Source organism: Streptomyces sp. BE20 (assembly GCF_036322525.1).
Lineage (GTDB): Bacteria > Actinomycetota > Actinomycetes > Streptomycetales > Streptomycetaceae > Kitasatospora.
Genome location: NZ_JAQYWW010001123.1, coordinates 21,916 through 35,856, shown reverse-complemented (window position 1 = coordinate 35,856; position 13,941 = coordinate 21,916). Strand labels below are relative to the sequence as shown.

Annotated in this window: 14 protein-coding genes; 11 read left to right on the top strand and 3 right to left on the bottom strand. The window is 70.4% G+C overall.

Features of this window, described 5'->3' with window-relative positions; translation table 11 throughout:
* Positions 1-163 precede the first annotated feature (163 nt).
* Both PUR61_RS34700 and PUR61_RS34695 read left to right on the top strand, forming a co-directional pair.
* Positions 164-538: a hypothetical protein gene (locus tag PUR61_RS34700; protein WP_443035290.1), complete on the top strand. Its 375-nt coding sequence runs from the start codon at positions 164-166 to the stop codon at positions 536-538.
* Between the two features lie 748 nt (positions 539-1,286).
* Positions 1,287-1,649, top strand: a complete 363-nt coding sequence (locus PUR61_RS34695) for a recombinase family protein (protein ID WP_329883513.1) — start codon at positions 1,287-1,289, stop codon at positions 1,647-1,649.
* On the opposite strand, the gene PUR61_RS34690 is transcribed toward PUR61_RS34695, so the two are convergent.
* Positions 1,576-2,967: a discoidin domain-containing protein gene (locus PUR61_RS34690; RefSeq protein ID WP_329883512.1), complete on the bottom strand. Its 1,392-nt coding sequence runs from the start codon at positions 2,965-2,967 to the stop codon at positions 1,576-1,578. The two genes, PUR61_RS34695 and PUR61_RS34690, sit on opposite strands and share 74 nt — an antisense overlap.
* A 123-nt stretch (positions 2,968-3,090) precedes the next feature.
* Here PUR61_RS34690 and PUR61_RS34685 point away from each other — a divergent pair, with 123 nt between their 5' ends.
* The 5 genes from PUR61_RS34685 (at position 3,091) to PUR61_RS34665 (ending at position 7,795) form a co-directional block, all read left to right on the top strand.
* Positions 3,091-3,288 carry a hypothetical protein gene (locus tag PUR61_RS34685; RefSeq protein WP_329883511.1) on the top strand — a complete coding sequence of 66 codons (198 nt, stop codon included), beginning with the start codon at positions 3,091-3,093 and terminating at the stop codon, positions 3,286-3,288.
* Between the two features lie 239 nt (positions 3,289-3,527).
* Positions 3,528-5,270, top strand: a complete 1,743-nt coding sequence (locus PUR61_RS34680; protein WP_329883510.1) for a SulP family inorganic anion transporter — start codon at positions 3,528-3,530, stop codon at positions 5,268-5,270.
* Between the two features lie 208 nt (positions 5,271-5,478).
* Positions 5,479-6,420: a polyphosphate kinase 2 family protein gene (locus tag PUR61_RS34675; RefSeq protein ID WP_329883509.1), complete on the top strand. Its 942-nt coding sequence runs from the start codon at positions 5,479-5,481 to the stop codon at positions 6,418-6,420.
* A gap of 53 nt (positions 6,421-6,473) precedes the next feature.
* Entirely contained in the window at positions 6,474-7,607 is a 1,134-nt protein-coding gene (locus PUR61_RS34670; protein ID WP_329883508.1) for an HAD-IC family P-type ATPase, read from the top strand.
* Complete coding sequence (locus tag PUR61_RS34665; RefSeq protein WP_329883507.1) at positions 7,604-7,795, top strand: cation transporting ATPase C-terminal domain-containing protein; 192 nt, start codon at positions 7,604-7,606, stop codon at positions 7,793-7,795. Before PUR61_RS34670 ends, PUR61_RS34665 begins: the two co-directional genes overlap by 4 nt.
* Positions 7,796-7,829: 34 nt before the next feature.
* On the opposite strand, the gene PUR61_RS34660 is transcribed toward PUR61_RS34665, so the two are convergent.
* Positions 7,830-8,465: a hypothetical protein gene (locus PUR61_RS34660; RefSeq protein ID WP_329883506.1), complete on the bottom strand. Its 636-nt coding sequence runs from the start codon at positions 8,463-8,465 to the stop codon at positions 7,830-7,832.
* Positions 8,466-8,970: 505 nt separating this feature from the next.
* On the opposite strand from PUR61_RS34660, the gene PUR61_RS34655 reads away from it, so the two are divergent.
* Both PUR61_RS34655 and PUR61_RS34650 read left to right on the top strand, forming a co-directional pair.
* Entirely contained in the window at positions 8,971-9,249 is a 279-nt protein-coding gene (locus PUR61_RS34655; RefSeq protein ID WP_329883505.1) for a hypothetical protein, read from the top strand.
* 3 nt (positions 9,250-9,252) lie between these two features.
* The gene (locus PUR61_RS34650; RefSeq protein WP_329883504.1) at positions 9,253-9,855 is read left to right on the top strand and encodes a hypothetical protein; all 603 of its coding nucleotides are present in this window, start codon (positions 9,253-9,255) and stop codon (positions 9,853-9,855) included.
* Positions 9,856-10,008: 153 nt separating this feature from the next.
* Here the strand turns inward: PUR61_RS34650 and PUR61_RS34645 are convergent, their stop codons facing one another.
* On the bottom strand, positions 10,009-11,400 hold the full coding sequence (locus tag PUR61_RS34645; RefSeq protein WP_329883503.1) for a sporulation protein: 1,392 nt from the start codon (positions 11,398-11,400) through the stop codon (positions 10,009-10,011).
* A gap of 270 nt (positions 11,401-11,670) precedes the next feature.
* Here PUR61_RS34645 and PUR61_RS34640 point away from each other — a divergent pair, with 270 nt between their 5' ends.
* Both PUR61_RS34640 and PUR61_RS34635 read left to right on the top strand, forming a co-directional pair.
* Positions 11,671-13,437: an asparagine synthetase B family protein gene (locus PUR61_RS34640; protein WP_329883502.1), complete on the top strand. Its 1,767-nt coding sequence runs from the start codon at positions 11,671-11,673 to the stop codon at positions 13,435-13,437.
* A gap of 28 nt (positions 13,438-13,465) precedes the next feature.
* Entirely contained in the window at positions 13,466-13,906 is a 441-nt protein-coding gene (locus tag PUR61_RS34635) for an NUDIX domain-containing protein (protein WP_329883501.1), read from the top strand.
* Positions 13,907-13,941: the final 35 nt, after the last annotated feature.

The following is a 13,941-nucleotide window of genomic DNA, read 5'->3' as shown; positions in this document are numbered from 1 at the left end:
CAGACGGTTCGTCAGCCGTCCGCCCGGCCCGCGACCCGCGGGCGCGCGCGACGGGACGAGTGGACACGGTCGCCGCGTGGGAGTGCGGGCGCCGGGGCAGGCGAGGGCGCCTCTCCCGGCCGTCAGGCCGCCGTCCCTGGCGCTCGGCGGGTGTCAGAGCTGTATGGAAGGCTTCTTCGGACAATTCCGGTTCGTGGGAGAGGCGACGGCTGTGTTGCTGGTGGGCGAGATCTGGCAGCTGCTGAAGAAGGGTGAGGTTGTCGGCGAGATCGTGATCGAGGACGCCGACTTCCCCTGGTTGTCAGGCCGCTTCCTGCCCGCTCCCGGCTTCGCCGCGGTGAAGCCGTTGTTCGATCGCGAGCTCGTGCTGGTCGAGGAGGAGGAGATGGGCGAGTGGGAAGCCGTCACCGATGAGATCCGCCGGACCCTGGAGCTGGCCGCCCCGGCGGGCCCGGTGGCCGAGTTCCTGCTCCATGTCGACGGTGACCGTGCCTGGTTCCGCTGGAGCGATGAGCCGTTCGAGCAGGAAACGTCGTAGTGCGAAGCCGGGCTTCTGTCCTTCCGGAATCCCAAGCCGGCCCACGAGCAATCGGGCGATCATGGGGGGATGACTGAACCGCGCACGGTCCGACCGCCGCTCCAGCCCGATCCGAAGCTCTGTCCCCGTACACGGACCTGGAGATGATCCGCGGACGCCGTGCAGGACCAGGCGGCCCCCGCCCGGTAGCTCCCCACCACTGGTACGTCCGCCAGGACGCCGGCATTCTGCCCGACCAGCAGGCCGCGCGGTGAGCGCGGTGGTCCGGCGCACTGAGGGGCGGTCTTCCTGAAACCGCCCCGCGCGGCGTGCGGCCGGCGAGGGCACGTCGACGGTCACCTCTGTGCGCCCTGGGACTGGCGGTGACTCTGAGTAGTCGCAGCCGGGCTGAAGGAGGAAACGCCGCACCGCCGGGACCTGTGGTTCCCGGTCGCCCCGCTCCGGCGTTTCGGGCGCCGCGCGGCCGGTCTCCGCCGACGGGGGTGGCGAGGCGGTGGAACGCTTACCGGAGGGCGCCCGGCCGGGTTCGGGGCCGGTGGCGCCGTCCGGCACCTCACGGCCCACCGGGGTGTCTCGGGCGGGGCGGTTCCCGCTCCCGGTGCGCGTCGATCGCCCCGTTCCTCGGCCGAACCGTGACGAGAACGATAGCCGGTGGGGCTGGCCCCGGCGGGTCCCCGAGCGGTTTCCTGTCGCCATGACCGATTCCGGGGCACTGTCCCGGATTATCCGGATTCCCGGGGCGTGACACATGAAACCGGTTCGCACCGATACTTCCGCAGCCGTCTACCTGCGCTGCTACCCCTTCGACCCGAGCGGGATGGGAACGCACCTGCACGCACTGCGGCACCTCGCGAACGAGCTCGGGTTCGCGCCTCCGGCCGTGTTTCTCGACAACGGCTGCCGCTCCCGGGGCCCGCTTCCCGCCCTCCAGCGTCTGATCGGGCTGCTGACCGCGGGCGCGTTCCGCGCGGTGCTCGTCCCGGGCCCGTTCGTCTTCTCCCTCTCCGACCTCGAAGCGCGCTCGATCTGGTCCCAACTCACCAGTTCGGGAACCCGTGTGATCGAACTCCCGGCGTCTGCGCTGATCGCCCAATGGGGGTGGGGGCGGTGATCACGAGCTCGGATCCGGCCTGGTCCCGCTGGGTGGGGCGCACGGTCGACCTGCCCGGCGGCGGCCCCGGAATCGTCCGCATGGCCCGGCGCGAGGTCGCCGCGGACGTGCTGTGGGCCGTGGACGCACGCGGGACCGTACACCGGATCACCCGGCACCACACTCCGCCGGGCCCGTGCATCCACGCCGCCCACCCGCCGGCCGCCCGGCCACCCGCGCACGCGCCGCCCGCCGAACCCGGCGTGGAGTGCGCGTGAGGCGCGCGCAGTGTGGGCCGGGGCAGAGGCCGACCCACCATGGGGTGGGTCGGCTCTTCGGTCATGCTGGTGGTGTTGCTGGTACCGGCATTGTTTCCGTCGGTGCTGGTCAGGATCTGGTAGTCGGCCATGGTGCCGTTGGTGCCGCCGTCTTGGCGTGGAAGGTAGTCGAGCCTTCCCACGGTTCGGGACCGGCCCAGGTCGATGTCGATCCAGTGCGGCATGGGGGTGATGCCGGTGCCGTACTGCGTGTGCCGGATGGTGGAGTCGTTTCCGTCGATGGCGTTGGTGGCTTGGCCGTTCTCCCGTACGGTCTCGATGCTGTCGGCGGTGGCCGTCCAGCCGTCGCGCGGGATGGCGGTGTAGGCGGTGGTGCCGGTGATGGGCGCGGCCTCGAACACGGCCACCTCGTGCGGCTGCAGTGTGATGCCGGCCGGTGTGCCGCGTTGAGCGGTGAAGGCGGCGCGCAGGCCGTCCTTCTCGGTGAAGCGGTACGTGCCCTGGGTGCCGCCGGGCAGTTCGAAGATCTGCTGAGGGTCCACCGCGAAGGTCTTCGGTGTGGCTGAGGGATTGCGCAGCATCAACATGCCCTTGGACGTGCCGGCGGTGGACTTCCAGGCGGCGGTGCCGTAGATGTCGCCGGCTGCTGCGTCGCCGCCGATCCAGCGGACGTCGGCGAGCAGGTCCTGGTTGGTGCGGGCCCACTTGGCGTTGGCGGCCAGGGTGTCCCAGAACCAGGGTGCTCCTCGCAGGTTGGGGCGGACCAGTGTGTTGCGGACGTAGAGTTCCTGCAGTCCCATTCCTTGTGCGAAGTAGGAACGGATGTCGTTGGAGACCTCGTTGCGGACCGACTGCTTCGTGAGGTCGTGGTCGGCGCTGAACTGTGGGGCCCGGTCGGAGAAGATGATGCCGTGGTTCATCACAGAGGGGATGGGGAAGAGGGGGTTCTGGTTGGCGATGTTCCGGAATGTCTGGGAGTCGCGGTAGTTGACGTACTTCTCCTGGGGGGAGCCGTCGCCGGTCTGGCCCGCGTCCTCGCCGTCGCGCCAGATGGAGTCCACGTACCAGAGCCAGTAGGGGGATCCCAGGTTCCTACGGTGGCGTTGACCCAGACGTCCTTGTTGCGGCCGCGAAGATCCGTTGGGAGATCCAGCAAGGCTTCGTAGTCGGTGAGGTAGTTGCTGTTGGGGCCGGACTGGTTGAGCCGGCTGAACAGGAGCAAGCCGGCCGCACAACAGTACGAAACCCACAGCAGCGGCAGGTTCAAACTCGGTGACCCCGCCTACGACGACCGCTTCCGTTCAGTGGCCATCGACATGATGGACAACCAGGGCGTCAGGGGCTTCAAGTTCGACGGCATCGGCGGGGGTGTCAAGAGTTGATAAAATCCAAAGCATTACGAGCAACTTCGAGCAATCCACTGCGTGGTCATGCGCATTGTCGAGTTGCACAGTTCACCGGAGCCCGGCGTGGGCGACGCCTCGGTGGTACGGCCCTCCGCGGCGGGCCGTCAGGAGGACGTCGGAAGGCTCCGGCCTCCGGCGCGGACGCGCTGGGCGGAAGCCTTGCCGCAGATCCACGAAGCTCTGCCGCATCATGAACGGGTCACGGAGGGAGATTCATGCCGCAGCCTGGTCCACGGAGCGGCGGATGGCGCCCCTCGGCACCTGCACTCCCCGGGCTCGCCGTGCTCAGGGGCTACCGGCGCGGCTGGCTGCGCGGTGACCTGCTGGCCGGCGGCACCGTCGCGGCGTACCTCGTGCCGCAGGTCATGGCCTACGCGGGCGTCGCGGGTCTGCCACCGGTCGCAGGGCTCTGGGCGATCCTCCCGGCGCTGGCCGTGTACGCCCTCCTCGGATCCTCCCGGCTGTTGTCGGTGGGGCCCGAGTCGACGACCGCACTGATGACCGCCACCGTGGTCGGCCCGCTGGCCGGCGGCGACGCGGACCGCTACGCGGTGCTGGCCGCCACGCTCGCCGTGGTGGTCGGCGTACTGTTCGCGCTGGCGTGGCTGGCGCGGCTGGGATTCGTCGCCGACCTGCTCTCGCGGCCGGTCCTGATCGGCTACCTGGCCGGGGTGGCGCTGATCATGATGGTGGACCAGCTGTCCAAGCTCACCGGCGTCGAGGTGGAGGGCGAGGGGTTCGGTCCGCAGCTGAACTACTTCGTGGGACACCTCTCGCAGGCGGACACCGCCACCATGGTCTTCAGCGCGGCGGCACTGCTCTTCCTCTTCGCCCTCGACCGCTTCGTTCCCCGCTTCCCCGGGCCGCTGCTGGCCGTGGTCGCCGGCACCGCGGTGGTGGCGGTGTTCGGACTGCAGGACCACGGAATCGCCGTGATCGGCGAGATCCCGGCCGGGCTGCCCAGTCCCTCCCTGCCGGACCTGGGCGAGGTGCACCACCTCGTGCTGCCCGCGCTCGGGGTGCTGCTCGTCGGCTACACCGACGTGATCCTCACCGCGCGGGCCTTCGAGTCCCGCGCCGAGGGCGAGCAGCTGGACGCCAACCAGGAGCTGCTCGCCCTCGGCGGGGCCAACCTCGGCGCCGGACTCCTGCACGGCTTCCCGGTGAGCAGCAGTGCCAGCCGCACCGCGCTCGCCCAGTCGGCGGGCGGGCGCACCCAGGCGTACGCACTGGCGGCCGGCGTCGCGGTGCTCGCCGTGCTGCTGTTCCTGAGCCCGCTGCTGAGGTACACGCCGGCGGCCGTGCTGGGCGCGCTGGTCGTCTTCGCCGCGATCCGGATGATCGACGTGGCGGGGCTGCGCCGGCTGAAGGGGTTCCGGCGCCGGGAGTTCCTGCTGGCCGTCGGATGCCTGGTCGGGGTACTCGCGCTCGACATCCTGTACGGGGTGCTGGTGGCCGTGGGGCTTTCGGTGGCGGAGCTGCTGAGCCGGGTGGCCCGCCCGCACGACGCCGTCCAGGGAATGGTGCCCGGTGTTCCCGGGATGCACGACATCGACGACTACCCGCAGGCGCACACGGTCCCGGGTCTGGTCGTCTACCGCTACGACTCGCCGCTGTTCTTCGCCAACGCGGAGGACTTCCGCAGCCGGGCGCTGGCCGCAGTCGCCCAGGAGGCCGGGGCCGTCCGCTGGTTCGTCCTCAACGCGGAGGCCAACGTGGAGGTCGACATCACCGCGCTCGACTCGCTGGAGGCGCTCCGGGCCGAGCTGGCCGGACGCGGCGTCGTCTTCGCCCTCGCCCGGGTCAAGCAGGACCTGCGGGCCGACCTGGACGCGTACGGGCTGACCGACTCCGTCGGCACGGACCGGATCTTCCCCACGCTTCCCACCGCCGTCACCGCCTACCGTGTCTGGGCCTCCGGCGGCGGCCCCGGGCCGCGGACCACCGACCGGCCGTGAGGCGGGCGGCTGCCCGGACGGCGGCGCCCGGTTGGACAGGCCCTCCGGCCCGCCGAAGGGTGACAGGTACCGGTGTCCACCGGACCGGCCGGGTCGCCGTGCCGGCGTCGGCGCACCGGCCAGCACCGGGCCCGGCGCCCGCACCGGACGGACGATCCGAACCCGAACCCGTGACCGTGACCGTGACCTGGAGGAGGCGGTGTCGGCGATGACACACAAGCAGGCCAGGCGGATCGCGAAGTTCATCGAGCCGCTACGCGTGGAACCGGGCTCACGGGTCGACCTCGCCGAGGACTTCGACCCCCGCTACAAGGCCCGGATGAAGAAGCGGGACGGCGTCGAGCTACTCCGGACCGGCGTCGGCCTGCTGGCCGAGTACCAGGCGAAGCTGGCCGCGCAGGACAGCTACGGGGTACTGCTCTGCCTCCAGGCGATCGACGCGGGCGGGAAGGACGGGACGATCCGCCACGTGATGAGCGGGGTCAACCCGCAGGGCGTCCACGTCAGCAGCTTCAAGGTGCCCTCCACCGAGGAGCTCGACCACGACTACCTGTGGCGCTACGCGCGGCGCCTGCCGGCCCGCGGGGACATCGCGATCTTCAACCGGTCGCACTACGAGGAGGTCCTCGTGGTGCGGGTCCATCCCGAGAACCTCGACCGGCAGAGGCTGCCCGGGTCGGCGAAGGGTCCGGACGTCTGGGACCGCCGCTACCGCGAGATCAACGACTGGGAGCGCTACCTCTGCGACAACGGGTTCAGGATCGTGAAGATCTTCCTGAACCTCTCCGAGGAGGAGCAGCGCACACGCTTCCTGAAGCGGATCGACCTGCCGGAGAAGAACTGGAAGTTCTCCGCGGCGGACCTGCGGGAGCGCGAGCGCTGGGACGACTACCAGCACGCCTTCTCCGAGATGCTCTCCGCCACGAGTACTCCGTGGGCGCCGTGGTACGTCGTGCCGGCCGACCGCAAGTGGTTCGCGCGCATCTGCGCCGCCGCGGTCCTCGCGCACACGCTGATGGAGATCGACCCCCGGTACCCGACCGTCGGCAAGAAGGCCCGCAAGGAACTGCGGGCCGCCAAAAGGCTCCTGGAGCAGCAGGCCCCGGAAGGCGCCGAGCGCGACCCGTACGAGGCCGAGCACCGTGACTGAAGGCCGGAGGGGCCTCGCCTCCGCGACGAACGGGATGGTTCGGAGGTACGGACATGGCGCCGCAAGCTGACCGGTCCGACACGGGCCCGGCCATGCGGCCCTGGTACGCGACACCGCCGGACGAGGTGGCGGCACTGCTCGGCGTGGATCCGGAGGCCGGACTGCCCGCGGCCCGGGCGGCGGAACTGCTGGCCGCGGACGGCCCGAACGCGCTGCCGGAGGAGAGTGCGCGGCCGGGCCGGCTGCGATTCCTCGACCAGTACCGCAGCTACATGCAGATCATCCTGGTCGCCTCCGCCGTGGTGGCGCTGGCGATCAAGGAGTGGAGCACCGCGGTCCTACTGATCGTCCTGACGCTGTTCAACGCGGTCGTCGGCCTGAGGCAGGAGGGCAAGGCCGAGAGCGCGATGAACGCGCTGCGGTCGATGATGAAGACCACCGCCCGGGTCCGGCGGGACGGGGCCGAGGCGGAGATCCCCGCCGAACAGCTGGTGGTCGGCGACGTCGTGCTCATCGCCGCCGGCAACACCGTCCCCGCGGACGGGCGGATCGTCCGGGCCAGTTCGCTGCAGATCGACGAGTCTGCGCTGACGGGCGAGAGCGTGCCGGCGGTGAAGGGTGCGGGAACCCTGACGGGCGACCGGCTCGGCCCGGGCGACCAGTCCACCATGGCGTTCATGAACACCCCGGTCACCCACGGCAGCGGTGTGCTGATCATCACCGGCACGGGCGCCGGGACGGAGCTCGGCAAGATCGCCGGGATGCTCTCGGCGACCGAGAAGGAGCAGACGCCGCTCACCCGGGAGCTGAACACCCTGACGCTGTGGATCGCGGCGGCGGCCGGACTGACCATGGTCGTGATGTTCGCCCTCGGCCGCAGCCGCGACCAGGCCTGGGACGCCCTGTTCGTCAGCGCCGTGTCGCTGGCCATCGCCGCCATCCCCGAGGCCCTGCCCACCGTCACCCAGGTGATCCTCTCCGTGGGCAGCCTGAACCTCGCCAAGCGAAACGCCATCGTCAAGGAACTGCCGTCCGTGGAGACCCTGGGCTTCACCTCGGCCATCAACTCCGACAAGTCCGGCACCCTGACGATGAACCAGATGACCGTCGTCGAGGTCCTCACCCCCACCGACCGCTACACGGTCTCGGGCAGCGGCTACGGCCCACCTTCGACAGCAGGCCGATGAACCTGGCGGCCCTGGGCGAATTCGTCCTCGCGGTCCTGGTGACACAGACGGACGCCTTCCGGCGCATCCTCGGCACGACCGAGCTCACCCTCGCCCAGTTCGGCTGGGCGCTGCTCGCCCCCCTCGCCCTGCTGCTCCTGTGGGAGCTGGGCAAGGTCGCGGCCCGGCAGGGCCGGTCCGCACTGTGACACCAGGCCGGGGCCGGCGTTGCCCGCTCTGTCGTCAACGGCAGACATCCCGTCCCCGCCCGGCGAGTACGGCCTCCGCCACGTCGGCCATCGCGCGGGCGTGGCTGTCCTGCTTCGCCCTGTCCGTCGGAAGCAGGTCCATGTTCTCGTACACGAAAGAGCCCGCCACCCGGGTGCGGTCGTCGGAGCAGTACTCGATCGCCGACGACCCACTGGAGCTGACCACCGTACGACCGACCAGGTCCTCCAGGGACAGGTCACCCTCGGGCTGGTCGGGTTCGACTCCGGTCATCTCGAACATCGAGATCGAGAGGGCCTCCTGGCCGTCCACCGTGATCTGGCAGGACCAGCGGATCCGCCCCTCGTCCCCCCGCGGTTCCACCGCCCATTCCCCCAGACCCGGACGACCGGGCGGCAACAGGGTGCTCAGCGGAGTGCCGGCCGCCCGTTCCAACCCACAGATCGACTGCTCGACCACCGACTCGTCCTCACCGAGCACCAACACTGTCGCCACAAGGGCCGCCGACAGCGCGGCGGCGCCGCCGAGCAGCCACCAACGCCCCCAGCGCCTGCCCGCAGGACTCTCGGGCGCCGCGACCGGCCCGGCGGCCTCCGTCGGCCTGACCTCCGCATCCGATCCCGCAGGATCGGACTCGATTGCCTCGTTCATCGGTCATCCCTCACCCCGGGTCGCACCCGAACATCCGTACTGATCATGATTCTGGCAGCGAGAGCGTAGCGTTTCCGAGGGGTGGTCGGTCTCCGGTCAGGGGCCGCCGGACAGGGGTGCCCCCGGCGGTCCGGGACCGCTTTGAGACCGGGAGTCTCCCGGCCGCCTCGCTCAACGGGGACGGGACCTGCTGCGGAACTCCATGTACGACACGTCAGGATCAACGCCTGGAGGGTGGCGGGGGTCGGTGCCGCCGTTGCCGAGGTCGTCGATGACCCAGTCGTACACGGCTGGCGGGGGTCGGCCTGCACTATGTTCCCTATTGAATCTTCGTGTTGCAGCGGTACGTGTTGCGAGCGGAGAGGAACATGTTGAGCAAGACCTGGCAGGTGCATTGGGTAACGAGGGGCCAGTCCGCAATGGTGAGTGATCACCCTGTGTTACGAGGCTGGATCGACCTTGATCAGCGGAAGGAGGCCAGCCGGATCGACCCTGGGACGTCTTCATGACGGACCCGAACTACAGGGTGGACCCACGGCTGACGCACTTCCTGACGCGCTCTTCCTTCGCGCATCTGGCCAAGGAAGCGCGGCGGAACGACGCCGGGGACTGCTGCCTGTTCTTCAACTTCCTTTGGCAGCACGAGAGGAACTGGTACGGGGCCGATTCCGAGGACCTGCTCAACTTCGAGGACTGGCGACGCTGGTCGCCCCGGAACCCGCAGCGGATCGGTGGGGCGAAGTGGAGCCGCGAGCTCGCGGCGCTGACCCGGCTCTACAAGTGAGCCGTGGCCAAGGGGTACATGGCCGTCAACCCAATCGTGGAACACGAGGTGATGGGCCGACGCGGCGACGTGAGGAAGGTGCCGGCGGCCCGGGCGAAAGACGTGCGGTCGAGCAACGTGAAGTGGCTGGCGCCCCGGGCCTACCGGCTCTGGAGGGACGTGGGTCTGCGTGGCTACACCGCAGACGGCCGCCGTGATCCGTCGTGGCTAGGCCGCAACGACGACCGCAACGCGGCCTGCTTCGACCTGCTGTTTTCTTCGGAGATGCGGCGCTCGGAGGGCCGATCGCTGCTGACGATCGAGGTCCCGGTGCTGGAGGAGAGCGTCAAGCGCTATCTCGACGGGCGTCTGGCGAGGGCGACGACGAAGAGCCGGCGCGAGCGGACGTCCTACGTCGCGGTCGAGTGCCTGCGGGCGATCGACGCCTACGTGAGGACGACGCGGCGGGCAGTGGTCGCCGGGCCCAGGCCAAGGGGCGCTACGAGGCGATGGACGGCATACGGGTGGTGGAGAAACGTTCCGGCTGGCGCCCGGTCCGCTCTGACGCAACGTACTTCGTCGCCTTTAATAATGCACACGGAGTACCTCCGTGCAGTCAAAATGTAATGGCGCTCTGCCTGGGTGCACTCGAGTTCTAGCGTTCCACTGGCTGACGGCTGCCGCAAACTGACGGCTGGGGTGCGACAACGGCGCCTGGTGTCGGACCGGCCGCGGAGAAAGAACCGTGTCGCCAACGCCTGCTCCCGGCATCAGGCCAGGTCAGGCAGCGACCCTGAGCTCCTGACGCGTTCGGTGGACGAACTCCCGAACGGCCGTCTCCCGGCGCCAGGGGGCGAGGGCCGCGGTGAACTCGCGGACGTAGTCCAGAGCCCGGGAGGACTGCACGCGGGCAAGGATCTCGACGGCCTGGTTTCCGAGCGCGAGGCCTTGGTCGAGGTTGCGGCCCTGGAGATGGGCGGTCCCCACGATGGCCAGACGCATCCCCACTGAGCGGGTGAACACGCCCGGCTGCATGGCTGCGGCCTGCGCGTTCCAGACGAGAGCCTCCTTCGGCCTCCCCAGGTCGCGGAAGACCTCGGCGGCGTCCGCCGAGAGCCGGGCGTGGTGATAGAAGTCGATCCAAGCCGGTTCGCCAGCGCCGCCGCGGGCCTGGTCGAGAAGCGTCTCGGAGGCGGTCAGAGCGGCGGAAGCCGCCTTGGCGTTGCTGTCCCGGGCATGGGCCCGGGCCTCGATGAGCTTGCTGAAGGCCAGCACCCTGGGGGCGGCCCGGCCCTTGGCACGCTGGAAGGAGCCCTGAGTCATGTCGATAGCCTCGCTGGCGAAACCCCGCAGCAAGGTCTGCATCGCCATGGTCGTCAGCACATAGCAGCCGAGCTCGATGTCACCACCGGCCCGCGCGAGACGGAGGGCCTGGATGAAGTGCCGCTGGGCGGCGTCGTGCTGGCCGACGTCGAAGGCGGTCCAGCCGGCCAGACGGGACAACTCGGCGGTCACCGAGAACAGCTCGCGACCCACCCCGTCGCTGAACGAACCGTTCAACAGCGGCACCGCGCGTTCCTGTAGGCAGGCCGTGACGGAGTTGGCCTTCCAGTTCCCGCCGCCATACTTCGAGTCCCACCGCCGAGCATCATCGGCAGCCTCCCGCAGCTCGGCGAGGTCCGCGGCACCGACCCGGCCACGGCCTCGGTGGGCGGCATCGTCATCGGCGGGCGTGACCAGCCAGCGGGTGACCGGGGTGGTGAACGCGGAGACGGCGAAGCCCGTTCCGGTGAGGAAGTCGCGGCGGTCCACAGTGCTCCAGAACGAAGTGGCGACGCGCACGGCGTCGGCGGGGTCTCGCGGGAAATCCAACCCCACCGCAGAGTCCGGTGTCTCCGCATCCGCCATACCGATCTCCGCCAACTGCACAGGCCGGCCGAGGCGTTCGCTGATGGCCTGGGCCAGGAGCTTGGGCACCGGCCACTCGGGGACCATGCCGCGGCGGCACCAGTTCGCGACCGAGGTATGCGTATACGTCGTGGTCAGCCCGGCTTCGTGGGCGAGCTGGTTCACACGGAGGGCCAGCGACTTGTTGCTGGCGCCCTCGCACTTGTCGATCATCCGGGTCAGAGCGTCGTTCGGCGGCTTGGCCCGGCGCGTGGTCAACGCCACAGCGTCCCCCTCAATCGGTCCCCGACTGGGCACGGGGAGTCGTACTCGACTGGGCACGAGAATTCGTACACCCGGCACCTGACGCCGGATCACCGAGGGTATTGCCTTCGCTGCACGCAGCGAACCGCTTTCGCGAGTTGTGGGCCCCCCTGCGAGCCCTGCCCCGGCCTGACCGGACGCGGTTGTCTGATGCCCCGGGCCTCTGCCGGACCGGACCACAGACCCTCCGGCGGGGGCCTCCACCGATTCACGCTCGGGGGTGACAACCAGATGTGCGGACTCGCAGGACTGGCCGGCGCTGACGCCGTCCGCCACCACACGACCGTCGCCGCGATGGGGCTCGCTCAGCACCACCGCGGCCCCGACGGCACCCGCCACCTCACCTCGGCCGACGGCCGGGCGGTGCTGTCCATGAACACCCTGCTGATCGTCGACACCACCGCCCAGCCCGGCCCCTACCAGGACCCGGCCAGCGGTGTCGTCCTCACCTTCAACGGCGAGATCTACAACTACCTTCAGGCGGCAGCCGGTTGGGGCATCCAGCTGGAGGCGGGCGAGACGGACGCCCACCTGGTCCTGCGGGCCTGGGTCAAGCTCGGCCCCGGCTGCCTGGCCGGCCTGGACGGCATGTTCGCGGTCGCCGCCTACGACCCCCGTGAGGGCCGGCTCTTCCTCGCCCGGGACCGGCTCGGCGAGAAGCCCCTCTACTGGCGCTTGGACGGCGGCCGCCTCGCGTTCGCCTCCGAGGTCACCACCCTGACCGGCTACGGCACCGCACCCCTGGTCGTCCGACCGGAGATACTGTCCATCGAGACGCCGACCGGCGTCGACACCCCGTTCCAAGGTATCCAGCTCCTGCCGCCGGCCGGCCTGCTGGCCTTCGAGATCGCCACCGGATCGCTCGTCCAGCGGACCTGGTGGCAGTTGGAGGGCCTGGAGCCCTGGCAGGGCGACTACCGCACGGCACTCGCCCGGTTCTCGGCCCTGTTGGCCGATAGCCTCCCCCTGCGAGCCCCCGGCTCGGACTTCGCACTCCTGCTCTCGGGCGGGTTGGACTCCTCGGTGCTGGCCTACCTGATGCGGCCGCAGGTCTGCGTCACGGTCCGCTACCAGGGCCAGGACCGGCTGGACGAGTCCGCGACAGCGGCCGTCGTCGCGCGGGACATCGGCGCCGAGCTGGTCGTCATCGAGCCGACCGCCGCCGACTTCGCCCGCTGCCTGCCGGAGATCATGCACGCGCTGGACTACCCGATGGGCAACGCAGCCACCTTCTCCGAGCACATGGCCTACCGGGCGATCGCCGAGCGAGGGCTCCGGGTCGTGGTCGGGGGGCTGGGTCCGGACGAGTTCCTGATGGGCTACGTCCGCCACGCGCTCGTCCTGTTCGGTCCACAGGCGGTGCTGGACGCCGGGCTGGAGACCTACCGGCCGCTGGCCTCCAAGCTCCTGAACGCGGCGGGCGGCCCGCTGGATCCGGCCGAGGCGATCGTGAAGCTGATCCTTCGGGGCTCGGACCCGGACGGGTGCATGCGCGAGGTCGTTGCCGACGCGCTCCGGCGGGCTGGCGGGGACTTGGCGCGCGGGCTGACGCTGGCGGACCTGGCCACCGCCTGGCGCCCGCTGGTGATGACGAGCGACAAGCTGGCGTCGGCGTTCGCGCTGGAGCGGCGCTCGCCCTTCCTGGCCCGGGACCTGGTCGAGTTCTGCTACCGGCTGCCGGTCGAGCACAAGATTGGTGACCCGGCGGCCGGCAAGCGGATCCTGCGGGACGCCGCGAAGGCGCTCGGGCTTCCGCCGGAGGTCTGGGGCAGCCGGGACAAGCTCGGTTTCGCCTCCCCGGTCCCGAGCTGGCTGACCGGCCCACTGGAGCCCTGGGCGACCGCCCAGATCAGTGCCGCCTTGGACCAGGCGCCGCGCTCGCTGCGACCGCTGCTGGCCGGCGGCCTGAGGCCCGGCGGGCGGTTCGACCGCACTCGGATGCAGTCGCTGATGGCGGCCGCCTGGTTCAACGACCAGCCGGTGGAGACAGCGGTATGACGGCCCGTCGGCTCACTACGGTGAGGGGATGGACTCCCAGACTCTCCCCGACGAGCCGTCCGCCGCCGAACCGCGCGGAGCGGTCGCGATCATCACCAACCGGCGCGGCGAACTCCTCCTGCACCTGCGCGACGACATCACCGGCATCGCCTGGCCCGGCCACTGGAGCCTGCTGGGCGGCGGCTGCGACCCCTGCGAGGACCAGGCCACCGCGATCGTCCGCGAACTCGACGAAGAGGCGGGCCTGGCCGTCGACGACCTGGAAGAGCTCTTCGAGACGAAGGACACCGTCGGCTCCGGCCAGATCATCACCTTCTTCGCCGCCTCCTGGGACGGCGACGAACAGGCGCTGCCCCTCGCGGAGGGCGTCAAGCTCCAGTTCTTCGCCCCCGAGCACCTGCCCGTCCTGACCGTCCCGCCGTTCATCCGCCACGGCATCCACCGCTACCTCGCCGCCCGGCCCGCCTGACGCCCCGCCCTCCAGAGGGTCGGGGGCGCCGGCCG

What these genes read in the sequence shown, in the direction of transcription:
- PUR61_RS34700 (WP_443035290.1), top strand. Translation starts at nt 164, where the DNA reads ATGGAAGGCTTCTTCGGACAATTCCGGTTCGTGGGAGAGGCGACGGCT.
- PUR61_RS34695 (WP_329883513.1), top strand. Translation starts at nt 1,287, where the DNA reads ATGAAACCGGTTCGCACCGATACTTCCGCAGCCGTCTACCTGCGCTGC.
- PUR61_RS34680 (WP_329883510.1), top strand. Translation starts at nt 3,528, where the DNA reads ATGCCGCAGCCTGGTCCACGGAGCGGCGGATGGCGCCCCTCGGCACCT.
- PUR61_RS34675 (WP_329883509.1), top strand. Translation starts at nt 5,479, where the DNA reads ATGACACACAAGCAGGCCAGGCGGATCGCGAAGTTCATCGAGCCGCTA.
- PUR61_RS34670 (WP_329883508.1), top strand. Translation starts at nt 6,474, where the DNA reads ATGGCGCCGCAAGCTGACCGGTCCGACACGGGCCCGGCCATGCGGCCC.
- PUR61_RS34665 (WP_329883507.1), top strand. Translation starts at nt 7,604, where the DNA reads ATGAACCTGGCGGCCCTGGGCGAATTCGTCCTCGCGGTCCTGGTGACA.
- PUR61_RS34660 (WP_329883506.1), bottom strand. Translation starts at nt 8,465, where the DNA reads ATGAACGAGGCAATCGAGTCCGATCCTGCGGGATCGGATGCGGAGGTC.
- PUR61_RS34655 (WP_329883505.1), top strand. Translation starts at nt 8,971, where the DNA reads ATGACGGACCCGAACTACAGGGTGGACCCACGGCTGACGCACTTCCTG.
- PUR61_RS34640 (WP_329883502.1), top strand. Translation starts at nt 11,671, where the DNA reads ATGTGCGGACTCGCAGGACTGGCCGGCGCTGACGCCGTCCGCCACCAC.
- PUR61_RS34635 (WP_329883501.1), top strand. Translation starts at nt 13,466, where the DNA reads ATGGACTCCCAGACTCTCCCCGACGAGCCGTCCGCCGCCGAACCGCGC.